Genomic DNA, 24,367 nt, shown 5'->3' with positions numbered 1-24,367 from the left:
TCCTCAAACGATCGGAAGAGTAGTGAACGACGAGCGGGCACCGGCTCGTGCGGGCAGCGTGCGGCGGGCGGGCCGCCGGCCGGGCCGTGAGGAGGACGGCCGGCTGCCGGCGGTCCTCCGGTCGGGCCTCAACGGCCTTGCTCTGCAGCTGATTTCGGTGCCTCCCCGGTCGGATGTCCCACGCGTCGCGCACACCGCCGGGACGTACCGGGGCAGGGTTCCTGTCCCGTCGTCCGGGTTGTGCGGGAACCAGGTTTACCGCGCCCCGGGCTCGCCGGACCGCAGCCCGCGCCCAGTTCGCCCATGCGAGGGGTGTCACGGGAAAACCGCCCCGCGCCGCAGGGGTCCGTGCTAAGTGCTCCGGTTCCGAACTCGTGGGCGACGGCGGGCGGGTGAGGGCCCGGGTGGAAGGCGGCGAGCGCGGTCTGGCAGCATGGCCGGATGGCAGGAATTCGACAGGCCGTCAGCTCCGGGTCGCCACTGGAACCGCAGATCGGCTTCTCGCGGGCGGTCCGGGTGGGTGATCACGTGGCGGTGGCCGGCACGGCCCCGATCGCGGACGACGGCTCCACGGCGGCGCCCGGTGACGTCTATGCGCAGACCGTGCGGTGCCTGGACATCGCCGAGCGGGCGCTGGAGGCGGCCGGCGCCTCGATGGCGGACGTCATCCGGACGCGCGTCATGCTGGTCGACGTGACCACGTGGAAGGAGGCGGCGCGGGCGCACGGCGAGCGGTTCGCCGACGTCCGGCCCGTGTGCACGTTCGTCGAGGTCTCCCGCTTCATCGACGCCGACTGGCTGGTCGAGGTGGAGATCGACGCGGTTCTGCCGGGCTGAGGGCGTCGCCCTTCCCGGAGCCGGCAGTCGGCAGCGGGAGGCAGGGAAGCGGAAGCAGGCGCCGGGACCGGGACCGGGAGCGGTCCAGGTCGCCGTCGTGCGGGCGTTCACCCCGGGCCGGGGCGCTGTGGCCGATGACGACACCGGGGGAGCCGGCCCGGCGCGTCGTGCGCCGGGCCGGCTCCCCCTTACGTGCTGCGGACCGGGGCCGCAGCGTCAGCCGATCGTCCAGAGCTGCAACGCCGACCCGGTGTCGGCCTGCTGGGTGACCTTGGCCCCGTCGCCGGCCGAGGCGGTGGTGAGCAGCAGACCGCTCTTGCGTGAGGCGATCCGGTAGCCGCCGGGGGCCGGCGTGACCAGCCAGCGCTGGTTGCCGCCTCCGGTGCAGGCCCACTGGACCACCTTGGCGCCGGCGGCCGTCGAGCCGTCGCTGACGTCCAGGCAGAGCTTGGACTCGCCGTTGGCGATCTGGTAGCTGCCGTCGCCCTGTCGGGTGAGGACCCAGTCCTGGTTGGCGCCGCCGTTGGGTGCCCAGGTGACCAGCTGGGTGCCCTGGGCGGTGGAGTGGCCGGGGTCGTCGAGGGCCTTGCCGGAGACGGTCAGGGTGTGGGTGCCGTCCAGCGGCGGGTTGGGCACGGTGCCGGTGGCGGTGAGGGTGAGGGCCTGCTCGGCGGCGGTCCGGGCGCCGCCGACGGGGTTGCCGCTGGTGTCGCTCCAGCTCCGGACGGGGGTGGTCTCGGCGGGCCGGCCGCCGGCCGCGGAGAGGCCGAGGACGAGTCCGCTGTAGCGGTTGACCAGCTTGAAGGAGCCGGTGGCCTCCCCGGCGGAGGAGTTCTGGGGGACGACGAACCACTGCTGGCCGACGCCGGGCCCGCCGGCGCCGGCGGCGGTCGCGGTGGGCAGGGCGCCCCAGGCCCGGCCGGCGACGGCCGTGGAGTCGACGCCGAGCAGCCGGCCGGTGGAGGCGTTGGCGATGCGGTAGGAGCCGTCGCCGTTGGAGGCGAAGCTCCAGGACTCCAGGGCCGATCCGGTCGCTGCGGCCACCGACGTCGTCGCGGAGCCGCCGGAGACCTGGGCGAGCACCCGGCCGTCGGCGTTGGCGATCCGGTAGGTCTTGCCGAGGTCGACCGGGGGAGCGGCCGGCGCGGAGCTGCCGATGGTCACGTTCACGTACTCGCCGGACGCGCCGCCCGAGCAGCCGAAGGCGCAGTACGAGCGGAAGGACTTGCCGACGATCGTGGAGCTCGTCCGGTTCGCGCCGTCGAGGAACCACCGGTACCAGGACGCGGTGTGGTAGCCGCCGGTGTCGCCGATCGGGACCCACTTCTGACTGGCGAGGTCGGCGGTGGCGTAGTACTGCTGGGGTGCCGAGCCGCTCTGGTCGACCGCCTGGGGTTCGCCGATGTAGAGGCCCAGGTAGGCGTTGTAGGTGACGTCCATGACGAACAGGGGCGAGGTCGCGGGCATCGTGCCGGCCGCGACCTGCTGGGCGACGGTGCCGGGGTTCGCCGGGTCGTACTCGCCGGCGGCCGGGGTGTAGCCGGTGGGGTGGGCCTGGTCGGCGGGCACCATGTTGCTCTCCCGGCCGCCCACGCCGGGCTGGGACCAGGCGCCGTCGTACCACTTCTGCCACGAGTCGGGCGCCATCTTCGCGGAGATCGGGGCCCGGGCCACGTGCTCGTGGAAGGCCTTCCAGCCGCCGCCCTTCTCGACGATCCGCGAGCCGTAGAAGACGTAGAAGTAGCCCGAGGCGGTGTCGACGAAGAGGCGCTGGTCGCCGTCGCCGTAGTGGAAGGTCTGGTTGGGGAAGGCCGCGGTGTCGCCCCGCTTGGTGCTGTACGGCGAGGTGATGACGTGGTCCTTGATGGTCCAGGTCCGGCCCTGGTCGGTGGAGACCGCGTAGTCGATGGCGTCGAAGTGCAGTCCGTCTCCGAAGGGCTGCGGGGTGAACTCGTTGTGCACCAGCCCGTACCAGTGGCCGGTGTCCGGGTCGACCCAGACGCCGGACAGGTCGCAGAAGTTCTTCTGGGCGTAGGACGACCCGGCGGGCGCGTAGCTCGCCTCGCGGCCGGTGGGGCTGTTGTTGCAGCGCCAGGTGGTGTCGTTGTTCCGGTCGTTGGCGTTGGCGGGGTCGACCGCGTTGCTGACCGCGCTCGACCGGGTGGCGGAGTCGAAGTCCCGGCCGGTGAAGAAGTCCCAGTAGCGGGGGTCGTTCGCGCCGTAGAGGGCGGCGGACTGCTGGAACCAGAACGTGCCGTCCTTGTCGGTGTACGGGACGGCGGGGGTGTCCGTGGGGTGCTGGTAGGTGACGGGCGTTCCGACGCTCACCGTGTACGTGGCGGCGGCGGTCGTGGCGGGCGCCGGTGGTGCGGCCGAGGCCGGCGCGGCGGTGCCCGCGCCGAACGCCAGGAGGGCGGGGGCGAGGACGGCGGCGAGTGCTCTGCGGGGTGGGGCGGACACGGGGGTCTCCTTCGCGGCGGGGGCGAGGGCGAGCGGCGGGTGGGGCCGGTCGCGGTGTCAGGTCCAGCGGCTGCAGTATCCGATCCGGGAACACACAGATGTCAACACCTTCGATCAGAAATCTGCACCTCTGGTTCCCTAATCTGTTCAAAGATGCTTGAATCAACCCCCAACGCGCCAGGTATCGGCAAGCGGCACCGCGCCGAGGCCCCGTCGGACCCGCCTCGCCCGCCACACCCACCGCACGCACCGACCCCCCCGAGGACCGCATGCTCCAGATCTCCCCGACCGGCTTCACCTTCGACGGACGCCCGCTGCGCCTGCTGTCCGGCGCCCTGCACTACTTCCGCAGCCTGCCCGCGCAGTGGCCCCGCCACCTGCGCATGCTCCGGGCGATGGGCCTGAACACCGTGGAGACGTACGTCCCCTGGAACCTGCACGAGCCGCGGCCCGGCAGCTACGACTTCACCGGGCGGGCCGACCTCGGGGCCTTCCTGCGCGCCGCCGCGGACGCCGGACTGCACGCGATCGTCCGCCCGAGCCCCTACATCTGCGCGGAATGGGAGAACGGCGGCCTGCCCTGGTGGCTCCAGGCCGAGGGGAACCTGCCGCTGCGTACCGGCGACCCGCGCTACCTGGCCCACGTCGACCGCTGGTACGACGCGCTGATCCCGCTCCTCGCCGAGCACCAGAGCACCCGCGGCGGCAACGTCCTGATGGTCCAGATCGAGAACGAGTACGGCTCCTACGGCACCGACCGCGGCTATCTCGCCCACCTCGCCGACGGCCTGCGCGCCCGCGGGATCGACGTCCCGCTCTGCACCTCCGACGGGCCGGAGGACTTCTTCCTCACCGGCGGCACCCTCCCCGGCCACCTGGCCACCGTCAACTTCGGCAGCCGCGCCGGCGAGGCCTTCGCCGAACTGCGCCGCCACCGCCCCCAGGACCCGCCGATGTGCATGGAGTTCTGGAACGGCTGGTTCGACCACTGGGGCGAGCGGCACACCACCCGCGGGGCGGAGGACGCCGCCGGGGCCCTGCGGGAGATCCTGGCGGCCGGGGCCTCCGTCAACCTCTACATGGCCCACGGTGGCACCAACTTCGGCACCTGGGCGGGCGCCAACACCGCCGACCCCCGCACCGGCCGCGGCTACCAGCCGACCGTCACCTCCTACGACTACGACGCCCCGCTGGACGAACGCGGCGCCCCCACCGCGAAGTTCTGGGCCTTCCGCGACGTCCTCTCGGCGTACGCGGACGGCGCCGTGCCGGAGCCCGAGGAGCTCCCGCCCGTGCTGGCACCGTGCCGGGTGGAGCTCGACCGGTCGCTGCCGCTGGCGGACGTCGTGGACCACCTCTCCACCGGGGCGGTTCGGTCGGCCGTCCCGCTCTCGTTCGAGGAACTCGGCCTCCCGCACGGCCTCGTCCGCTACCGGAGCACCATCCCCGGCCCGCGTGCGGACTACCCGCTGACGGTCGAGGGGCTCGCCGACCGGGCCCGGATCCACGTCGACGGCGTCCTCCTCGCCACCCTGGAGCGGGACGTGGAGCACGAACCCCTCAAGGTCGCGGTGCCCGGGGCGGAGGCCCGGCTGGAGGTCCTGGTCGAGTCGATGGGCCGGGTCAACTACGGCGCCGGGATCGGCGACCGCAAGGGCATCACCGGAGCCCTGCACACCCAGCAGTACCTGCACGGCTGGACCATCGACCCGATGCCGCTGGCCGACGGCACGCCCGACCGCCTCCCCTGGGACGCGGCCGCAGCGCCGGCCGGTGGTCCCGGTCCGGTCTTCCACCGCGGCAGCTTCGAGGTGGCGGAGCCCGCCGACGGGTACCTGGCACTGCCCGGCTGGACCAAGGGCTACGTCTGGGTCAACGGCTTCCTGCTCGGCCGGTACTGGGACCGCGGCCCCCAGCGCACGCTCTACCTGCCGTGGCCCGTCCTGCGCAGCGGGCCGAACGAGATCACCGTCCTCGAACTGGACCACTGCGCCGACCCCGCCGTGGACCTCGGGCCCCGGCCGGACCTCGGCTGACCCCACCGTGACCGGCCGTCCGTCCGCCCCTGCCGCGGGCCGCGCGGCCGTGTCGAAACCGAGACCGCTTCGTGCTCCGCACTCTCTAGGCAGATGCTCGATTCTGAACAATACTCCTCGGAAATAAACACCTAAGAGCACAGCTTCGGGCACACCCAATCAAGATCCCCCAGCACCTCCCGTACTCAAAGGACCAGATCCATGGCGAAGACACGAATCCGCACCCGACTGCTGGCCGCCGCCGTGGCGCTTCCGCTGCTCTCCGGCGTCGCGGCCTGCAGCTCCGGCGGTGACGGCGGATCGGGCGACGGCGGCCCGAAGGCCGGCGGAACCACCGAAGTCACCTTCTGGGGCTGGGCGCCGGGCTACGAGGAGGCGGCGGCCCAGTTCAACGCGACGCACCAGGACGTCCGGGTCAAGTTCGAGAAGATCGTCTCGGGCAGCAAGGGCGGCTACGCGAAGATCTTCGCGGCGGTCAAGGCCGGCAACGCCCCCTGCCTCGCCCAGGTCGGCTACGAGTCGCTGCCCAGCTTCGTCGTCGAGGGCGCGGTCCAGGACGTCGCCAAGGAGGCCGCCCAGTACCAGCCGCAGTACGGCGAGGCCGCCTGGAACTCCGTCAAGGTCGGCGGCCAGGTGTACGGCATCCCGGTCGACATGGGCCCGATGGCGCTCTACTACCGCAGCGACCTGTACGCGCAGTACGGCCTGAAGCCGCAGGCCACCTGGGAGGAGTTCGCCGCCGACGCCGACAAGCTGCGCGCCGCGAACCCGAACGGCTACCTCAGCGTCTTCAACCCGGACGACCCCTGGTGGTTCGCCGGCATGTCCGCCCAGGCCGGCGGCAGCTGGTTCGGCACCGACACCAAGGGCTGGAAGGTCTCGCTCGGTAGCGACCCGGGGACCGCGAAGGTGGCGAACTACTGGCAGGGCCTGGTCGACAAGGGACTGGTCAAGTCCGAGCAGAGCGGCACCCCCGACCTCTACAAGGAGTTGCAGGACGGCACGCTCGCCGCGTACCCCGGCCCGGTCTGGTTCTCCTCCATCCTCGAGCAGAACGCGGCGCAGGCGTCCGGCAAGTGGGCGGTGGCCCCGATGCCGCAGTGGCAGGACGGCGCCAAGTCGGTGGGCAACGACGGCGGTTCCTCCACCGCGGTGGTCAAGGGCTGCAAGAACACCGCGGCGGCGCTGCAGTTCGCCAACTGGATGAGCACCGACGCGGCGGCCGTCGCCACGCTCGTCGAGAAGGCCGGCATCTACCCCGCCTCCACCAGCGGCACCTCCGCCCCGGCGCTGGCGAAGCCGAGCGCGTACTTCGGCAACCAGCCGGTCTTCGACGTCTTCAAGCAGGCGTCGGCGCAGGCCGCCCCGTTCAGCTGGGGCCCGACGATGACGCAGACCTCCAGCGACCTCACCGACGCCTTCGGCGCGGCCGTCGCGTCCAAGGGCCGGCTGACCGGGGCCCTGGGCACCGTCCAGGGCAAGACGGTCGACGCGATGAAGTCGAAGGGGCTGACGGTCACCGCCGGTTGACCCCCCCGCCGGTTGACCGACACCGCCGGTCGACCCGCACCGCCGGCGGACCGCGCGCACCTGACGGGCCGCGGCCCGCCGGCCCCGGCACTGATCAACGGACCTTCTGACGGTCCTCCTGACGGACCGAGCAGCGGCCCTACCGACCGACTGACGGACCGACCGCCAGCACGAGAGAGAAACCCCAGATGAGCGCAGCAACCCCGGTGGTGACGGGCCGCACCGGCCCGAAGGCCGCCACCGCACGACGCGGCCCGGCCCGCAACCGCGCGGCCCTCGGCTTCCTGCTCCCCTTCGGCCTGCTCTTCACCGCCCTGTTCCTGCTGCCCATCGGGTACGCGGTCTGGCAGAGCCTCTTCCGGATCGAGCGCTCCGGCCTGGGCTTCGGCCCGGCCAGAACGGTCTTCGCCGGCCTCGACAACTACACCGCCGCCCTCGGCGACGGGTCGTTCGTCGCGGGCATCGGGCGGGTCCTGCTGTTCGGCGCCGTCCAGGTGCCGGTGATGCTCGGCCTGGCCCTCGGCCTCGCCCTGCTGATCGACGCCAAGGGCACCCGGCTGCGGAAGTTCTTCCGGCTCGCCTACTTCCTCCCGTACGCGATCCCCGGCGTGGTGGCCACCATCCTCTGGGCGTTCCTCTACCTGCCCGGGACCAGCCCGCTGGTCTCCGGCCTCAAGGACCTCGGCATCGAGGCCGACTTCCTCTCCTCCGGCACCGTCCTGTGGTCGATGGCCAACATCGTCACCTGGACCTGGACCGGCTACAACATGCTGGTCATCCTCTCCGCCCTGCAGGCCATCCCCAGCGAGCTGTACGAGGCCGCCGACCTCGACGGCGCCGGCCCCTGGCGGATCGCCTGGCACATCAAGATCCCCCTGGTGGCCCCCGCCCTGGTGCTGACCGGCATCTTCTCCATCATCGGCACCCTGCAGCTCTTCACCGAGCCGATGGTCCTGCACTCGCTGGCCTCGACCGTCTCCGCCGACTACACCCCCAACATGGCGGCGTACAACGCGGCCTTCGGCAACAACGACTACGGCAAGGCGGCGGCGATCGCCGTCCTGCTGGCCCTCGCCACCTGCGTCCTGTCCTTCACCTTCCTGCGCCTCTCGGTGCGCCTCACCGGAAACCGGGTGACCGCATGAGCACCGTCGACCTCGACCCGCGCCCCGAGGCCGCCGGCCCGGCCACCGGCCGCACCGCCGGGCCCGCCCGTCCGTCCGCTCCCGGCCGCCGGCCGCGGCCCAACGTCCTCGGCACGGCCGTCCTGTTCGTGCTCTCCGCCTACTTCCTGCTGCCCGCCTGGTGGCTGCTGGTGGCCTCCACCAAGAGCAGCAGCGACCTCTTCGGCAGTGACGGCTTCCGGTTCTCCGCCTTCCACCTCGGCGACAACCTGCACGACCTGGCCACCGCCAACGACGGCCTCTACTTCCGCTGGCTGCTCAACACCGTCCTGTACGCCGGGGTCGGCGCCGCGGCCGCCACGCTGCTCGCGGCGATGGCCGGCTACGCCCTCACCAAGTACCGGTTCCGGGGCCGGGAGGCGGTGTTCAACACGATCCTCGCCGCCGTGCTCGTCCCGGCGCCGCTGCTCGCCCTGCCGGTCTACCTGCTGCTCTCCAAGGCCCACCTGGTCAACACCGTCTGGGCGGTCCTCCTGCCCAGCATGGTCAGCCCGTTCGGTGTCTACCTCTGCCGGATCTACGCCGCCGCGTCCGTCCCGGACGAGATCCTGGAGGCGGCCCGGATGGACGGCGCGGGGGAGTTCCGGATCTTCTTCACGGTGGTCCTGCGGATCTTCTCGCCGGCGCTGGTGACCGTCTTCCTGTTCCAGTTCACTACCATCTGGAACAACTTCTTCCTGCCACTGGTCACGCTCTCCGACCAGAAGCTCTGGCCGGTCAACCTGGGCCTCTACTACTGGAACGGCCTCAAGGACCACACCCCGTACAACCTGGTCGTCACCGGCTCGCTGGTCTCCGTCGTCCCGCTGGTCGTCGCCTTCCTGCTGCTTCAGCGGTTCTGGCGCACCGACCTGACGGCGGGCGGCGTCAAGGCCTGAGACCCCGGCGCCGCCGCGGGCCGGAGCGCGCGGTCGTGCGCAGGCGGGTGCCGCCGGCCCTGGTCAGGCCCGGCGGACCCGCACGCCGCAGTTGGTGAACGCCGTCTGCTGCTCGTCCGAGAGGCCGTCGTCCGTCACCAGGTCGTGGACGTCGGAGAGCGGGCAGATGCGCGCGAACGTGACCTTGCCGGCCTTCGTGCTGTCCGCGAGCACGACCGAGCGCGCGCTGCTGCGCAGGAACGCCCGGTCGGTCTGGGCCTCCATCTCGTCGTGCGTGGTGCAGCCCTCCTCCGCGGTCAGGCCGTCCACCCCGATGAAGGCGATGTCCAGGTGGTACTGCGACAGCATCCGGTCGGCGGCCGGCCCGACCAGCTCGTAGCTGGCCGTGCGGGCGATCCCGCCGATCACCACCAGCCGCACCTCGGGGCGGACGATCAGGTCCGCCGCGATGTTCACCGCATTGGTCACGACGGTGAGGCCGCTGCGCTCGGCGAGCACCCGGGCCAGCTCGCTGGTGGTCGTACCGCCGCTGAGGCCCACCACCGCGCCGTCCGGCACGAGTTCGGCCGCCGCCTGGGCGATCCTGCGCTTCTCCTCCCGCTGCTTCTCGCTCCGGTGGCGCAGCGGCAGTTCGAGGTTGACCGAGCCGGTCACCGCGCCGCCGCGCGTGCGGTGCAGCAGCCCCTGTTCGTGGAGCTCCTGGAGATCGCGGCGCACGGTCGCGGTCGAGACGCCCAGCAACTCCGCGAGGGCGTGCACATCGGCGCTCCCCGCTTCGGTGACGTGCGAGAGGATGCGGGCGGCGCGATCAGCTTTGAGCATGCCCCGAGTCTAGCCCGGTCGGACGTGCGCCGAGCCGGCGGATGAACGAAGATGACCATGACAGGCGCCGAGCAATCAGTTCCGCTCACGGCTCAGGAAGCGGCCGTACGGCGCAACTCCGCTCGGAACCGTTTCCGCGCGCATGAACCCGGCGGGCCGCTGGGAACACTCGCGGGAGACGAGAGATCTATCCACGATCGGGGGCCGGTATGGACGACGGGCTGAAGGCGATCACCAATGCGGTGCGCGAGGTCGAGGAGGCGCTGCGCGAAACCGTCGTCGCGCCGGGCCGGCGCGGCCGGGACCGCGTCGTCCTGGCCGATGAACCACCCCTCCTGGCCGCGGCCGCCCTTCTCCTGGAAGCCGTGAGGGACTTCACCGCCACCTACCCCACCCGCATGACCACCCCCGGCTCCCGCACCGCCTTCGACCGGGCCACCAAGGAACTGGACGGCCTCGTCCGCCAGTTCCGCGACGCCGAACGCGGCGCCGCGAAGGAACGGGGCTGACCCGGACGCGCCTGCCGTGTCCGGCCGGGTGGACCGCCCACCGTTCAGGGGCCGAGGGTCCGCCGGCCCGGGTGGCCGGTGAAGTGGATGGGGCCGGCGGCACCGGTGGCTCCCTCCGACGGGGGCCGGTGGCGGCCCCGGCGGCTCCCCTCCGACAGGCCCGGAAAAAATCTGCCGGGTCGTTGAGTACATCGGCCGCGCCCTCCGTACTGACGGTCAACGGGCGGGGCCGCAGCCGACGAGGCGGGCGAACGCCGTAGCCGACCGGACCTCATACCCTCGGGGGAGAACACCATGTACGCGTTCCGCCGCACCGCCGTCCTCGCCGCAGCCGCCACGGCCGTCGCCCTGCTCGCCACGGCGTGCGGCCCCGACGGGGACCCTGCCCCGGCGGCCCAGGCCCCGACGACGCCGAGCGCGCCGGCCACGTCGGCCGCACCCACCGGGGCCGCGCCCGCCGCGCCGGGCACGTCCGACCCGGGCAACGCGGCGTCGAAGGGCTCGCTGGCCACCGTCACCTCGCCGCAGTTCGGGCCGATCGTCGTCGACGGCCTCAACTACACGCTGTACCGCTTCGACAAGGACACCGCCAAGCCCTCCGCCTCCAACTGCAACGACGCCTGCGCCGCGAAGTGGCCGCCGGTGCCGGTGAGCGAGCAGGCCTCGGTCAAGGGCGTGGACGCCAAGCTGGTCGGCTCGGTGACCCGCGCCGACGGCACCAAGCAGCTCACCCTGAACGGCTGGCCCCTGTACCGCTTCGCCGAAGACAAGGCGCCCGGCGAGACCAAGGGCCAGGGCGTCGGCGGCACCTGGTTCATCAGCACCCCGGACGGCAAGAAGGCCCAGGCGGCCCAGCCCACCGGCGGCTCCTCCTACTGACGCACCCTCGGACCGCGGGCGGCGGCCGGCCCCGCCCCGGCCCCGCCCGGCCCCGCCCGGCCCCGCCCGGCCCCGCCCGGCCTCGACGAGGAGAGACCCATGCGGCACGATACGGCCGTGAGCGACTACCCTCCGGCGGCCACCGGGCAAGCGCCCGGTGCCGGCACCGACACCGACGCGGGAGCGGAGCTGATCCGCGCCCTGCACCGGGAGCACGCCGCCCCGCTGCTGCGCTTCGTCCTCCACCTGGTCGGCGGGGACCGGCAGCGGGCCGACGACGTGGTCGAGGAAACCCTCCTCCGCGCCTGGCGCAACATCCACCGGCTCGACGGCCGCCAGGGCTCGCTGCGCCCCTGGCTGGTCGCCGTCGCCCGGCGGATCGTCCTCCACGGGCCCCGCAGCGGCCTCCCGAAACTCCGCGAAGCCGACGACACCGCCCTGGAGTCGATGCCCGCCGAGGAGGAACTCAACAAGGCGCTGCGGCTGATGGCGATGGCCGACGCCATGGACGCGCTGACCCCCGCCCATCGCGAGGTGCTGGCCGAGACCTGCCTCAAGGGCCGGACCGTGAACGAAGCCGCCGTGGTGCTCGACCTCCCGGCCGACACCGTCCGGGCCAGGGTCGTCTACGCGCTGCGCTCACTCAAGATCGCACTCGAGGAACGAGGAGTGACATCGTGACCACCCCGGAGGGAATGCACCTGGACGTGGGTGCCTACGCCCTCGGGCTGCTCGAACCCGGGGAGACGGCGCGGTTCGCGGAACACCTCGAAGGCTGCGCGCGGTGCGCCGCCGAGCTGGCCGAGCTCTCCGGCCTGGAGCCGCTGCTGGCCGAGTTCGCCGAGGCCACCCGGCCGGCCGGCGCCGGGCAGGGCGCGGCCGCGTTCGACCCGCTGCCGCAGCCGGGCCCGCAGCTGCTCGACCGCCTGGTCGCCCGGACCACCGCCGTCCGCCGCACGGCCCGCACCCGCCGGCTGTTCCTGGTGGCCGCCGTCGTCGCCCTGCTGATCGGCGGCCCCCTGCTCGGCGCGGCCGTACGCGGCGCCGACACCGTCGCATCGGCAGACCACCACCCGACCAGCCCGGCCTCCTGGCTGATGGACACCGGTGAGCTCCACAGCGCCACCGACCCGGGGACGGGCGCGGCGGCGACCGTCTCGCTGGAGGACAAGAAGTGGGGCACCCACGTCGCCCTGCAGCTGGGCAACGTCCAGGGCCCGCTGAACTGCTCCCTGATCGCGGTCTCCCGCTCCGGCAGGGAACAGCCCGTCACCAGCTGGGCCGTCCCACCGGCCGGCTACGGCGTGCCGGGGGCCACCGACCCGCTCGTCACCCACGGCGGGGTCGGTTTCCCGGCCGCCGAGATCGACCACTTCGAGGTGCGCACCGACGACGGCCGCCGGCTCGTCTCGATCCCGCTCCGGGCGTCCTGACGTTCGGCCGGCGGAGGTGGCTCCCGCCTGTGGGCCCCGGGCGCCGCTTCCCTGACGGGTCGTAGCCGGGGCCCGCCCCTGGTCGAACGGCCGTCCCACCGGCCGTCAGCGTGGCCGGAGTCCGTCGAAGACCACCTCGAAGATCCGCTCCCGGGCGGCCGGGTCGGCCCCGAGCTGCTCCATCGACGCGCCGGTGCCGACCAGGAGGGCCATCAGTTCCGGCAGGCCCAGCTGCGCGCGGACCACCCCGGCCCGCTGAGCCCCGGACAGCAGCTCGGCCAGCCGGGCCTGGATCTGCGCGGTCGACTCCCGTAGGGACGCGTGCACGTCCACCCCGGCCGCGGCGAGCGCCTGGGTGAACTCGTTCTTGCCCGCGGACTGTTCGATCACCAGGCGGAAGCAGCCGAAGAAGGCCTCGGCCGGATCGGCCTCGGCCGCCAGCCGCGCGGTCAGGGCCGCCAGCTCCTCCAGTCTGCGCACCATCACCGCCTCCAGCAGCGCCTCCTTGGTGGGGAAGTGGCGGAAGAGCGTGCCGACCCCGACCCCGGCGGCCCGGGCGACCTCCTCGGTGGGCACGCCGACACCGCGGGTGGTGAAGATCTCGGTGGCCGCATCGAGCAGCCTGGCCCGGTTGCGGGCCGCATCGGCCCGCAGCGGGCGATCCTGAGCGTCGCTCATCCCACTCTCCCTCCCGCACCGAAGGCGGTACCACTGTGGACAACCGGAGTCGCCAGTCCGTATCGTTGAAAACGGAGTCGCTAGTCCGATTCTAGCGGCAGAGACTGCTGGGGGTCGATCATGTCCATAGCGCTGTCACCGCGTGAGGTCTTCCAGAAGCTGATCGAGGGCATCGGTGCAGGGCGGTTCTCGGAACTGGCCGAGCTCTACGCCGAAGATGCGGTGGTGGAGACCGTTTTCGAGCCGGTCGGGCCGCGCCGGTTCGAGGGGCGGGCCGTGCTCAGGGAGCGGTTCGCGGAGGTCTCCGCGAGTTCGCCGGTGGAGCTGACCCCGGTGAACGTGGTGGTCCGGGAGACCGACGACCCGGAGGTGGTCGTCGCCGAGTTCGACTACGAGGTGCACCACCGGGTGACCGGACGGACCTTCCGGAGCGCCAACATCCAGGTGCTGCGGGTCCGCGACGGCCTGATCGTCGGCAGCCGGGACTTCCACGACCATCTCGCCCTCATCGTGGCCGGCGGCGCCCTGCCTCAGCTGGTGGAGGCGTTGGAGGGCAGGTAGCGCGTACGGGAGGCGCGCTCGCCGCGGCCGGCGGGCCGGGCTGGTCGGCGGCCTGACCGGGCCTTCGCCCCGGGCTCCTCCCGGTCACCGCCGGGCCGGGTCGTCTGCCCGGGCGCGTCGAGCCGGGGCGTGCACACCCCGGCCGCGACGGCCGCACGGTCGGGCCCGCCGGTGGCGCGTGACGTCGGGCCCGACGCCGAGGTGCGGCGTCGGGCCGGTGGATCAGGCCGGGGTGGCCGCCCCCGCCGGCCGGGCCCACTCCTCGGCGAGCAGGCCGAGGACGACCTCGTCGCTGTAGGTGCCGTACGTCCAGACGGAGCGCCGGAAGGTGCCTTCGAGGACGAAGCCCGCGCCGGTCGCGGCGGCGATCATCGCCGCGTTGTCCGCGAGGGTGTCGACCTGCAGCCGGTGCAGCCCGCGCACGGTGAAGCCGTACAGACAGAGGACGTCGACCACCTCGTTCGCCAGGCCGCGGCCCCGGAAGGCGGGACGCAGCGCGATGCCGAGGTGGGCGCTGCGGTTGTGGGTGTCGATGCCCCAGAGCAGCGCCTCGCCGGCCAGCTCGCCCGACGCGAGCTCGACGACCGAGAAGCAGGCCGCCTCCTCGGACGGAGCCGCCACGGCGTACGGGGACTCGGCGGCGCCCGGTGAGATGGGCTGCCAGGGGCGGGAGTCGGCGCGGGAGCGGGTCGCGACGTCGTCGTACAGCTCCGCCTGCAGAACGGGGACGTCGCTGTCGTGCCGGGCCCGGAGGGCGACCTTCGCGTTCAGTAACATGTCACATGGTTTACAGTCGCGAGGGCGCCGCCGCAAGCGAATTAGGCAGGCCCCGCCGCTATGGCGAGGCCTGCCTGGATCGGACAGGAGCGGTCACGGCGACGGATCCCCTGCCGGCCCGGGCGCTGGTGCCCGGGCCGGTTCCGCGCAGCCGGTCACGACTGCCGGACGCACTCGATCAGGTAGTCGCCGGTCGCCGGGTCGATCGTGACGCCGTGCGTCTCGCTGCGGAACCCGGGGAACTGCCGGTCGAACTCCTCCAACGCTCCCAGGTAGCGCAGCAGCGGACCGCCGACCTCGCCGACGGCCTCGCCCGGCATCAGCACCGGGATCCCCGGCGGCGTGACCGTGACCATCGCGGCGGCCACCCGGCCGGCGGCCCGGGCCAGTGGCAGCCGCTCGGTACCGCCCCGGATCAGCTGCTGGTAGCAGTGCTGGGGCGGCGCCACCGGTTCGGGCAGCTCGCGGAACGCAGTGTCGAGGGCGTCGATGAGCTCGGCCCCGGTCAGGTGCTCGTGCATCTGCCGGCAGAGCTGCTTGAGCGTGAGGCCGGCGTAGCGGAGGGGATACTGCTCGACGAGGCCGGGCAGGACGCGGTCGAGCGGGGTGTCACCGTCGTGCAGCGCCTTGAAGTCCATCAGGGCGTCCATCAGGGTGCCCCACTTCCCCTTGGTGATGCCCATGGAGAAGAGGACGAGGGTGCTGTAACTGTCGGTCTTCTCGACGACGATGCCGCGGGCGGCCAGGTAAGCGGTCAGGATCCTGGCCGGAACGCCCCAGTCGGCCGTCTCTCCGGTGGCAGTGACGCCCGGACAGGTGATGGTCACCTTGATCGGGTCGAGCAGGCAGTACCCCTCGCTGAGATCGGGGAAGCCGTGCCAGTCGGCCCCCGGCTCCAGATGCCAGCACCGAGGCTCACGGCTCAGTAGCGCGGACGGCGCGTCGGCGAAGTCGAAGCGCTCTCCGGTGGCGGGATCGGTGACGGTGGGCGGCTGCCACACCCCGAAGAACCACGAGGGCCGGTCGCCGGCGCCGGTGATCCGCCGCGCCGTCCGCACCACGGCCTGGCGGAACCGGATGGCCTCGGTGACCGCCTCGTCGATCAGCCACTGCCCCTGCGGGCCGTCCATCATGGCCGCGGCGACGTCCAGCGAGGCGATCCCGGGGTAGAACGGCGAGGTGGTGCCGTGCATCATGAAGGCCTCGTTGAACCGCTCGTGCTCGACCGGCGCCCGGGGAGCCGACCGCACGTGGACCATCGCGCTCTGCGAGATGGCGGCGAGGAGCTTGTGCGTCGACTGCGTGGAGAAGACGGTGGGCCGCAGCGGGTCGTCGAAGGTCTCCGGGCCGACCGCCATACCGTAGCGGCCCGCGTACAGCGGGTGGAAGCGGGCGTAGGCGAACCAGGCCTCGTCGAAGTGCAGCCGGGGCGTGCTGGGCGCGAACGCGCGGGCGGTCCGGACGGTGTCGTAACACAAACCGTCGTAGGTCGAGTTGGTGATCACGGCGTACTGCGCGTCCGGAGCGACCGCCCCGGCCGTCAGCGGGTTGGCCGCGATCCGGGCGCGCACCGCCGCGGGATCCGTCCGCGTCGGCGGCAGCGGCCCGGCGAGCCCGTAGCCGTTCCGGGTCGGTACGAGGTAGACGGGGCGGGCGCCGGAGATCACCAGCCCGTGCAGCACCGACTTGTGGCAGTTGCGGTCCACCAGGGCGATCTCGTCGCGAGTGACGCTGTAGTGGCCCACCATACGGTCGGCCGTGGAGTCACCGTGCAGGACGAAGTACGTGCGGTCGGCTCCGAAGACCCTGGCGGCGTTGCGCTCTGCCTCGCCGATCGGGCCGCTGTGTTCGAAGAGGGAGCCGAGCTCGCCGACCGAGATCGACAGGTCCGTGCGGAACAGGCGCTCGCCGTAGTAGTCGAAGAACGCCCGCCCGGCCGGGGACTTGAGGAAGGCGACGCCGCCCGAGTGGGCCGGGGTGTGCCACGAGTACTCGTGCGCGTCGTCGAACCGGCACAGCGCCTTGAAGAACGGCGGCAGGATGTCGCTCTGGTACGTCCGCGCGGCGGCCGCGACCCGGCCGGCGACGAAGGCCGGAGTGTCCTCCAGGGGCCAGATGTAGCCGGTCACCACCTCCGAGACCCAGAGCGGCAGCGCCTCGAACTCCCGCTCCGCGTCGGACAGGACGAGGAACGACGGGAGGCCCTTGAAACGCCGCCCGATCGTCCGCAGCACGGCGGCACCGCCGCCCTCCGCGCCGTCCGGCCCGGCACCGGGCCCGCCACCGGGCGCGAGATCCCAGGCGACGACGGCCGCGGCGAGCCCCGCCTCCGTCTGCAGTACGGCCTGCGCGTCCCGGGCGGTGGCGGCCCACCGGAGTTCGAAGCCCCGGTTCTCCAACTCCTTGCCGACCCGCCGGAGCTGCTCACCGGCGGCGCCCGTCCGCACCGGACCCTCGTGCAATGCCAGCAGGACCGCGCTCTTCCCCATCGGCCACCACACTCTTTCCCTGATCAGGAGGCGTTGATATCGCCTCAGTGTCAGCGTCGGAGGGCACGTGCCAGAGACTTTTGCCACCCCGTTCGCCCGATCGAGTGGCAGCCGGCGTACCGTGCGTGACGCCGGCGGGCCCGTACGCGCGTAACGTTACGAGGTGCCCCCGGCCGTGCGGTTGGTAGCGGTTGGGGTGCGGCAGGCACGCCCGACTGTCACCGGTCCGGTCCGAGGGCTGAAGTCCGGATCAGGAGAGCAGCACGTGAGTACAGCGCAGGCCGGCCCGGGGGACTACAGCCGGGTGCCGAACCCGGAGCAGGCCCTGAAATACGCGATCCAGCACATCGCGGGTGACCGCGTCGAGATCGTCGAGGGAGTCATCACCCTCGTGTCGCCGTCCTGGGCCCATGAGACCGCCGTCGACCTGATCCGCGAACAGATCGGGCCCCGCATGCGCGAACTCGATCTCCGCGCCGGGTCCGGGAACCTCGACCTGCCCGGCACGGAGAACTTCTATGTACCGGATCTGGCGGTGGTACCCGCCGCACTGGCCAGGACCGAAGGCGCGCTGCTGCCGGATCAGACCGTGCTGGTCGTCGAGGTGACGTCCCCGTCGAACGGCGACACCGACCGGACGGCCAAGCGACGCCGCTACTCGCAGTTCGGCGCTCCGGTCTACCTGCTGGTGGACCGCCAGGAACGCACGTGCACACTGTTCTCGCAGCCGGGACAGCTCGGCTACACCCGCGTGGAAGGTCCGCATCCGTTCGGCACCCCGCTGCAACTGCCGGCCCCGCTGGCGTTCGAACTCGACACCACGGGGTTCTGACCGCGGCCCCGCAGTGCAGCCCCGGCCCGCGCGGGTCAGAACTCGTCGGCTCCGTTGCGCAGCTCGGGCGTCCAGTAGCCGGTGGCCCAGGCGGCCGGGTCGACGGCGATGCCTCCGGCGCCGGGTGCCTTGACGGTGGTCTGGCCGTTGCTGCCGCTCAGGGTGACGGAGAACGCGATCACGGGCTCGTTGTTCTCGTGGACGCCGCCGTTGGAGAGCTTCACGAGGGCGTAGGCGGGGGCGCCGGCGGTGAGGACGACGGGGGCGGCGGGCTTGCTCTTGGCGACGGCGGGGACGTTCTCGCGGTGGCTTTCGAGGAACTGGATCTGCGGGTAGTCATTGAGCCTGCAGCTGTGGCCGCTGGTGTTCTTGGCGGTCAGGACGATGTGGGTGTACGGCGGGCCGTCCTGGTGGGCGGCGCTGATGGCCACGTCCTTGACGGCGCACAGGGGTATGGAGCCGGCGGCCGTCGGGGCGGGGGCCTTGGTGGCGGCGGGCTGCGCGGCCCCGGCGCTGCTCCCGGTCCCGGCGCCGCTCCCGCTCCCTGCGCCCTGTGAAGCCCCGGAGCCCTGAGAGGCCCCGGCACCCTGGGCAGGCTGCGTCTGCGAGGCGGCCGGTGCGGCCGGTGCGGCGGCCTTGGCCGCAGCACCGCCTCCGCCTCCGGCAGCGCCGCCGTCGCCGTTGCAGGCGCTGAGGGTCAGCACGAGTGCGGCGGTGCTCACGGTGGCCAGGGCGGTGGTGCGGCTGCGGAAGGTGGTCATCGGAACTCCCCGTTGTCATTCGTACGGTGTGACGCAGCGTCCGGTGCGTCGGGGCACCACCCTGGCCCGGAGGCCGTTCCACTCGCCAGGCCCGGCCGCCGATCCGGGACGCCGGGACGTTCCATACCTGCCGACCTGCGGAAACGCGCGAGCCTGGAACGCCGGTACGGGACGGTGCCACCGTTTTGCCGCCCCGGCGACGGCTGTCCGCACCGGCCGCCGGTGACCGCTCCCGCCGTCTCCCCCGAGGGCATCTTGTGGGAAAGCGGTTGATCGCCTGTCATGCCCGCCGCGTTCCCCCTAGCCTGTGAGGGCTCACGGGAGGGGGAGACGTTGGAGCAACTCGGCGCCGCGGACCCGCAACAGGTCGGGCCGTACACGCTCGTGGGGCGGCTCGGGGCCGGTGGCATGGGCGCGGTGTATCTGGGGCGGTCGGCCGGCGGGCGGACCGTCGCGGTCAAGGTGGTGCGGCCGGAGCTGGCCGAGGACGGGTCCTTCCGAGCGCGCTTCCGGCAGGAGGTCGCGGCGGCCCGCCGGGTCGCCGGAGCGTTCACCGCGCCGGTGGTGGACGCCGACACCGAGGCCGCGACGCCCTGGATGGCGACCGCGTTCGTGGTCGGCGTCTCGCTCCAGCAGGCGGTGGCCCGGCACGGCCCGCTGCCCGAGGAGACCGTGCGGACGCTGGCCGCCGGGCTGGCGGAGGCGCTGGCCGAGGTGCACCGCGCCGGGCTGATCCACCGTGACCTGAAGCCCGGCAACGTGCTGCTGGCGCTGGACGGGCCGCACGTCATCGACTTCGGCATCTCCCGGGCGGCCGACGGCACCGGGCTGACCACGACCGGCGCGGTCATCGGCTCCGCGCCGTACATGTCGCCGGAGCAGGCGCTGGGGGAGCCGCTCACCCCGGCGAGCGACGTGTTCGCGCTCGGCTCGACGGTCGCCTACGCGGCGCTCGGCACCCGGCTGTTCGGCGACGGCGTCGGGGCGGCGGTGCTCTTCCGCGTGGTGAACACCGAACCGGACCTGGGCGGGCTGCCGGACGGGATCCGGCACCTGGTCGCCGCGTGTCTGGCCAAGAATCCGAACCACCGCCCGGCGCCGGGCCAGCTCGTCGAGCTGGTGGAGCGGATCGGCCGCCCGGATCCGGCGGGCGGCTGGCTCCCGCAGGCCGTCGCGGCGGACGTCCTCGGCGTCCGGGGTGTCCTGACGGCGCTGCCCGGGCCGATGCCGGCCCCTCCCGCCGCTCCACCGGACGGCCCGCCACACGCCACGCCGCAGGGCCCGCCCGGGGCCATGCGGCCGTTCCCTGCGGACCTGGTGCCCCCGGACGCGGTGCCCCCGGAGGCGTTACCCGGCCGCCGCCCGAGCCGCCGGGCCGTGCTGTTGGGCATCGGCGGCGGCGTGCTCGCGGCGGCCGGGACCGCCACCACGATCGCCCTGCTGGACGACCGCGGAGGCAGCACCGGTGCCGGCGGCACGGCCACGGCAGGCGGTTCGAGCGGTACGCCGACCGCCCTCGTGCGGCCGTCCGGCCTCGACGTTCCCGAGGCCAGACCGAGCTGGCAGGTGACGCAGCCGAATCCCTGCCCCCAGGTGCTCTCCGCCGAAGGCGTGGTGGTCTGCGTCTCCATCCTGAAGATCTGGGGCGTGGACGATGCCGGGAAGACCAAGTGGACGGTGGACGGCACCACCACTGGCGGCGTCTTCGCGATCGACCCGACCACCCCGCGGCCCGTCGCCGCGCTGGACGGCGGCCGGCTCTACGTCCCCGGCCAGGGGGCACTGGCGCCCGAACTCCTGAGCTTCACCCTGGCCGACGGGAAGCTCGACTGGAGGCTGGCGCAGGACCAGAAGAACCTGACGGGCGTCGTCGCCTTCGCCGGGATCCGCGCCGGCAAGGCCTACCTGCTCGGCACGGGCGACGGCAAGGACCGTGGAGCCGCCCCGAGTGGCACCCACGTCTGGGCGGTGGACCTCGCCGCCCGCCGGAGCCTCTGGGTGTACGGCGAGGACACGATGCTGGTCCAGACGGCGATGCCGCAGGGCGACCGGATCGTGGTCTCCAACTTCGACCAGCTGAAGGCCCTGGACGCGAAGGGCGGGGTCGCCTGGGAGCGCAGGCTCCCGGCGCTCGGCCTCGGCGCCGCCGGGAAGTACGTCCTCGCCCTCGACAAGGACAGCACGCTGACAGCCCTGGACCCGGACGACAAGGGCAGCCCGGCGTGGACGGTGAGCGGCGTCGTCGGCGCCACCCCGCGCGGCGACGGCTTCCCCGGCAGCGAGGACGGCAGCGTCCTGTACTTCCTCCGGAGGGACGCGGACGCCGGGTACTCGGTGGGCACGCTGGACCCGGCGAACGGTCGCACCGGCTGGAGTACGCCGCTGCCGCTCGACTCTCCGGAGGCCGCCCTCCTCGGGGCCCGCCTGCTCTGCGCCGACGGCAACCTCTACCGGATGGGGCCCGACGCCGTGATCTGGGCCCTCGACCCGGCGAACGGGAAGGCCCGCTGGAAGTACTCCGGGCTGAAGGGGAAGGACACCTTGAGTCTGGCCTGGACCGCCGGTGCCGGGCGGCTCTGCGTCTCCGACACGGCCACCCGCACGATCACCTCCCTGCCCGCGAAGGGGTCCTGAACATGCGCCAGCTGGAATCCGACGACCCGTCCAGGATCGGCCCGTACGCCCTGCTCGGCCGGCTGGGGGCCGGCGGCATGGGGGTGGTCTACCTCGGCCGGTCGGCCGGCGGACGGACCGTCGCGGTCAAACTGGTCCGGCCCGAGCTGGCCGGTGACGCGAAGTTCCGCGCGCGGTTCCGGGCCGAGGTCTCGGCGGCCAGGGCTGCCTCCTCGGCGTTCACCGCTCCGGTCGTGGACGCCGACACCGACGCGCCGGTGCCCTGGATGGCGACCGCCTTCGTGCCGGGGGTCGCGCTGGACGAGGCGGTCCGGCTGGTCGGCGCGTTCCCCGAGCACGTGCTGCGCATCCTGGCGGCCGGGATCGCCGAGGAGCTGAGGAACATCCACGCCGTCGGGCTGACCCACCGGGACCTCAAGCCGAGCAATGTGCTGCTGGCGCTGGACGGGCCGCACGTCATCGACTTCGGCATCGCGCGGGCGGCCGACGGCACCGCGTTGACCGCCGAGGGCGCGATCTTCGGCACGCCCGCCTTCATGTCGCCGGAGCAGGCCATGGGGGAGCGGGCGAGCGCGGCGAGCGACGTGTTCTCGCTCGGCTCGACCCTGGCGTTCGCCGCCACCGGCGGGACCGGGCCGTTCGACGGCGGGCATCCGCTGGAGATGCTGCGCAAGGTGGTGAGCGAGGAGCCGGACCTCGCGGCGGTGCCCGGCGGGGTGCGGCTGCTGGTCGCGGCCTGCCTGGCCAAGGCCCCGGGGGACCGGCCGACGCCGCAGCAGCTCGCCGCCTCCCAGGGGGTGGGACCGCTGACACCGGGGACGTGGCTGCACCCGGTGCTGGTCGCGGCGATCGAGGAGGCGGCAGCGGTGATGGCCCCGCTGGCGGCCGCCGCGCCCCCGCCACCCCCGTCGCTCCCGCCGGTCCAGCCGCCGCTGCCTCCCGGGCCGGGCGGACCCGCCGGGCCGCCGCCGGTGGGGCCTGCGGCCGAGGTGCCGACGGGGCAGCCGACGCTGCTGCTCGGCCGGGTCACGCCCGCACCCCCGGCCCGGCCCGGCCGCCGCAAGCTGCTGCTCGGTCTGGCCGGCGGGGCGGTGGCCGCGGCCGGCGGTGGCACCGCGCTGTTCCTCACCCGGACGGGCGACCGCGACAAGCCGCAGTCCGCTGCCGGGCCCGGGACGGGCTCCGGCAGCCCGCCGCCGACCCCGGCCGCGAACCCGACCGACTACTCGCGCTCGCTGGACACGGACGTCCTGGCGACCCCGCTGTGGACGGCGCCGGTGGACGAGCCGCTGATCGCGGTGACGGGCGAGGGTGACACCGTCGTCGTCGCGGGAATGAAGGGCGTCTCGGCGTTCGACCGGGCGGGGAAGCCCCGCTGGGGACCGCTGACCAACTACTCCGCGCCGGCCGGGGTCGGCAGCGGCGACTGCCCGGTGGCGGTCGGCGGGGGCATGGCCTACGTGATGGGGTACGGCGGCGAGACCGACCTGACGTACGTCTTCAAAGCCGTCGACCTCGCGACCGGAACCGTCGCCTGGACCTTGAACCGGCCGGACCTGCGGATCGCCCGCTCCGCCTCGGTGGTGGGACTCCTCGACAACCTCGTCTACGTCCACGGGGAGGCGATCGGCACCTTCCGTCTCCCCGACCCGAAGGCCCCGGTCGCCTACACGGGGGGCTTCGTGTGGGCGGTGGATCCGGCGACGCGTCAGCTCCGGTGGCAGCTCGTCCGAGCGCGAGGCGTGACGGAGACCACCAGGCTCTCGATCCCCTCCACCGGGACCCGCCTGCTGTGGGAGACCTACGACCTGGACCTCAACACCTACAAGAAGACGGGGAAGCTGGAGGCCCTCGACGTCAACGACGGCGGCAAGAGCCTCTGGCAGCAGCTGGCTCCGGGCAGCGGCGCCACGGTCAACATGTTGCCCTTCTTCGGCGACGGCCAGCACAGTTCGGCCGGAGGCTACTTCCTCTACCTGGGCGACCGGCTCTACGCGGTCGACCCGGCGGACGGGAAGGTGGCCTGGCAGTCCGCCGGGGAGTGGGCCTTCAAGGGGGCGGTGGCGAGCCCCGACGGCACCACCGTCTACGCCCTGGGAGCGCACTACGCGAAGGCCTGTACGGTCGTCCAGGCGTTCGATGCCAAGACCGGTGCCGTCCGCTGGTCGGGCTCCCTGCCCAGCGGGCTGCTCCACGACATGGCCGCGCACTACGCGGACGAGACCCTCTACATCTGGGTCCACGGCAAGGTCCGGGCGCTGGATCCGGCCACCGGCTCCCCCCGCTGGACCTTCGACTTCCACCCCAGCGGCGGCAGTGCGACCCCTGTGCCGTACTGGGCCGGCGGCGGCCGGCTCTACGGCCCGACCGAGAAGGGCCTGGTGGCGATCGCCGCCGACGGCAAGGCGGCCCACGGCTGAGGCGCACCGCCCGGCGGCCGCATCCTCGGAGGCCGTGACGCCGCCGGGCGGCCGTGTGCCCGAGGACACGGCGGGAGCCCGGTTCGGCGGAACCGGCCGGGGTAGGTGCCGCGTCGAAGCGTTCGAGGGCGCGCCGGCCGGCGGCCGTACGAGGGACGGGGGCCGCGACGGTCATGGGAATCGTGATCCTGCTCGTTGTGCTCGGTGGCGGGGCCGGCCTGGTCCTGTCCGGCGTCAGCAAACTGCACACGGTGGTGCCCACCTGCTACGGCCGGCCGATGGAGCCGGGCGACATCTGCCACCCCAAGGTCACCGGATCGTTCTCCGAGGGGATGCCCGAGCCGCACGACACCACCTACCAGGAGCAGTTGGACAGCCTGACCAGCGGGGGCTGGACGTCGATCGCGCTCGGTGCGGTGCTCGTGGTGCTCGCGCTGGTGATCGGGATCGGCTGGGCGGCCGAGGTGGCCCGCGGCCGGGAGACGTGAGCCGCGCCCCCTTTGTCCGGATGCCGTGCGTGGGGGGGGGGGGAGGGGGGGGGGGGGGGGGGAGGGGGGCCGGGAGGGGGGGGAGGGGGAGGAATCTGGTGCCTAACGCCCCGGGGTAGAGGTTGGTTTTGGGGGGGGGGACCCCCTCCCGGGCAAAAA

General features: G+C 73.2%; 20 protein-coding genes. 14 read left to right on the top strand and 6 right to left on the bottom strand.

Annotated features, from left to right (window positions below; genetic code table 11):
* Positions 1-441: 441 nt before the first annotated feature.
* Positions 442-837, top strand: a complete 396-nt coding sequence (locus ACZ5WK_RS23215) for a RidA family protein (RefSeq protein WP_465549613.1) — start codon at positions 442-444, stop codon at positions 835-837.
* A 216-nt stretch (positions 838-1,053) separates the two neighbouring features.
* Here ACZ5WK_RS23215 and ACZ5WK_RS23210 read toward each other — a convergent pair whose 3' ends face one another.
* Complete coding sequence (locus ACZ5WK_RS23210) at positions 1,054-3,297, bottom strand: RICIN domain-containing protein (protein ID WP_465549611.1); 2,244 nt, start codon at positions 3,295-3,297, stop codon at positions 1,054-1,056.
* Between the two features lie 269 nt (positions 3,298-3,566).
* Here ACZ5WK_RS23210 and ACZ5WK_RS23205 point away from each other — a divergent pair, with 269 nt between their 5' ends.
* The 4 genes from ACZ5WK_RS23205 (at position 3,567) to ACZ5WK_RS23190 (ending at position 8,925) form a co-directional block, all read left to right on the top strand.
* Positions 3,567-5,333 carry a glycoside hydrolase family 35 protein gene (locus tag ACZ5WK_RS23205; RefSeq protein ID WP_465549609.1) on the top strand — a complete coding sequence of 589 codons (1,767 nt, stop codon included), beginning with the start codon at positions 3,567-3,569 and terminating at the stop codon, positions 5,331-5,333.
* 201 nt (positions 5,334-5,534) lie between these two features.
* Positions 5,535-6,863 carry an ABC transporter substrate-binding protein gene (locus ACZ5WK_RS23200; RefSeq protein ID WP_465549607.1) on the top strand — a complete coding sequence of 443 codons (1,329 nt, stop codon included), beginning with the start codon at positions 5,535-5,537 and terminating at the stop codon, positions 6,861-6,863.
* Positions 6,864-7,051: 188 nt separating this feature from the next.
* Positions 7,052-8,008: a carbohydrate ABC transporter permease gene (locus ACZ5WK_RS23195; protein WP_465549605.1), complete on the top strand. Its 957-nt coding sequence runs from the start codon at positions 7,052-7,054 to the stop codon at positions 8,006-8,008.
* On the top strand, positions 8,005-8,925 hold the full coding sequence (locus tag ACZ5WK_RS23190) for a carbohydrate ABC transporter permease (protein WP_331741930.1): 921 nt from the start codon (positions 8,005-8,007) through the stop codon (positions 8,923-8,925). Before ACZ5WK_RS23195 ends, ACZ5WK_RS23190 begins: the two co-directional genes overlap by 4 nt.
* A 63-nt stretch (positions 8,926-8,988) precedes the next feature.
* Here the strand turns inward: ACZ5WK_RS23190 and ACZ5WK_RS23185 are convergent, their stop codons facing one another.
* Positions 8,989-9,747 (bottom strand): DeoR/GlpR family DNA-binding transcription regulator, encoded by a 759-nt coding sequence (locus ACZ5WK_RS23185; RefSeq protein WP_465549602.1) that lies wholly within the window; start codon positions 9,745-9,747, stop codon positions 8,989-8,991.
* A gap of 209 nt (positions 9,748-9,956) precedes the next feature.
* Here ACZ5WK_RS23185 and ACZ5WK_RS23180 point away from each other — a divergent pair, with 209 nt between their 5' ends.
* From ACZ5WK_RS23180 to ACZ5WK_RS23165, 4 genes are all read left to right on the top strand, one after another.
* Complete coding sequence (locus tag ACZ5WK_RS23180) at positions 9,957-10,256, top strand: hypothetical protein (RefSeq protein ID WP_465549600.1); 300 nt, start codon at positions 9,957-9,959, stop codon at positions 10,254-10,256.
* Positions 10,257-10,550: 294 nt separating this feature from the next.
* Complete coding sequence (locus ACZ5WK_RS23175) at positions 10,551-11,135, top strand: hypothetical protein (RefSeq protein WP_465549598.1); 585 nt, start codon at positions 10,551-10,553, stop codon at positions 11,133-11,135.
* Between the two features lie 99 nt (positions 11,136-11,234).
* Positions 11,235-11,816: a sigma-70 family RNA polymerase sigma factor gene (locus ACZ5WK_RS23170; protein WP_465549596.1), complete on the top strand. Its 582-nt coding sequence runs from the start codon at positions 11,235-11,237 to the stop codon at positions 11,814-11,816.
* A complete protein-coding gene (locus ACZ5WK_RS23165; RefSeq protein WP_465549594.1) occupies positions 11,813-12,568 on the top strand; it encodes an anti-sigma factor family protein in 756 nt (251 codons plus the stop codon). Before ACZ5WK_RS23170 ends, ACZ5WK_RS23165 begins: the two co-directional genes overlap by 4 nt.
* Before the next feature lie 105 nt (positions 12,569-12,673).
* Here ACZ5WK_RS23165 and ACZ5WK_RS23160 read toward each other — a convergent pair whose 3' ends face one another.
* Positions 12,674-13,246, bottom strand: a complete 573-nt coding sequence (locus ACZ5WK_RS23160) for a TetR/AcrR family transcriptional regulator (protein ID WP_465549592.1) — start codon at positions 13,244-13,246, stop codon at positions 12,674-12,676.
* A gap of 120 nt (positions 13,247-13,366) precedes the next feature.
* Here ACZ5WK_RS23160 and ACZ5WK_RS23155 point away from each other — a divergent pair, with 120 nt between their 5' ends.
* Positions 13,367-13,807 carry a nuclear transport factor 2 family protein gene (locus ACZ5WK_RS23155; RefSeq protein WP_465549590.1) on the top strand — a complete coding sequence of 147 codons (441 nt, stop codon included), beginning with the start codon at positions 13,367-13,369 and terminating at the stop codon, positions 13,805-13,807.
* Between the two features lie 222 nt (positions 13,808-14,029).
* On the opposite strand, the gene ACZ5WK_RS23150 is transcribed toward ACZ5WK_RS23155, so the two are convergent.
* Entirely contained in the window at positions 14,030-14,584 is a 555-nt protein-coding gene (locus tag ACZ5WK_RS23150; protein WP_465549588.1) for a GNAT family N-acetyltransferase, read from the bottom strand.
* A 155-nt stretch (positions 14,585-14,739) separates the two neighbouring features.
* A complete protein-coding gene (locus ACZ5WK_RS23145; protein WP_465549586.1) occupies positions 14,740-17,073 on the bottom strand; it encodes an Orn/Lys/Arg family decarboxylase in 2,334 nt (777 codons plus the stop codon).
* Positions 17,074-17,338: 265 nt separating this feature from the next.
* Between ACZ5WK_RS23145 and ACZ5WK_RS23140 the strand changes: the two genes are divergently transcribed.
* The gene (locus ACZ5WK_RS23140; RefSeq protein ID WP_465549584.1) at positions 17,339-17,905 is read left to right on the top strand and encodes a Uma2 family endonuclease; all 567 of its coding nucleotides are present in this window, start codon (positions 17,339-17,341) and stop codon (positions 17,903-17,905) included.
* Between the two features lie 35 nt (positions 17,906-17,940).
* Here ACZ5WK_RS23140 and ACZ5WK_RS23135 read toward each other — a convergent pair whose 3' ends face one another.
* Positions 17,941-18,666: a DUF4232 domain-containing protein gene (locus tag ACZ5WK_RS23135; RefSeq protein ID WP_465549582.1), complete on the bottom strand. Its 726-nt coding sequence runs from the start codon at positions 18,664-18,666 to the stop codon at positions 17,941-17,943.
* Between the two features lie 333 nt (positions 18,667-18,999).
* Between ACZ5WK_RS23135 and ACZ5WK_RS23130 the strand changes: the two genes are divergently transcribed.
* The 3 genes from ACZ5WK_RS23130 (at position 19,000) to ACZ5WK_RS23120 (ending at position 24,208) form a co-directional block, all read left to right on the top strand.
* Complete coding sequence (locus ACZ5WK_RS23130; RefSeq protein ID WP_465549580.1) at positions 19,000-21,300, top strand: protein kinase domain-containing protein; 2,301 nt, start codon at positions 19,000-19,002, stop codon at positions 21,298-21,300.
* 2 nt (positions 21,301-21,302) lie between these two features.
* On the top strand, positions 21,303-23,720 hold the full coding sequence (locus tag ACZ5WK_RS23125) for a protein kinase domain-containing protein (RefSeq protein ID WP_465549578.1): 2,418 nt from the start codon (positions 21,303-21,305) through the stop codon (positions 23,718-23,720).
* Positions 23,721-23,902: 182 nt separating this feature from the next.
* On the top strand, positions 23,903-24,208 hold the full coding sequence (locus ACZ5WK_RS23120; protein ID WP_465549576.1) for a hypothetical protein: 306 nt from the start codon (positions 23,903-23,905) through the stop codon (positions 24,206-24,208).
* Positions 24,209-24,367 lie beyond the last annotated feature (159 nt).

Source organism: Kitasatospora sp. NPDC032757 (genome assembly GCF_055579305.1).
This window is presented reverse-complemented; position numbering and strand designations above follow the sequence as displayed.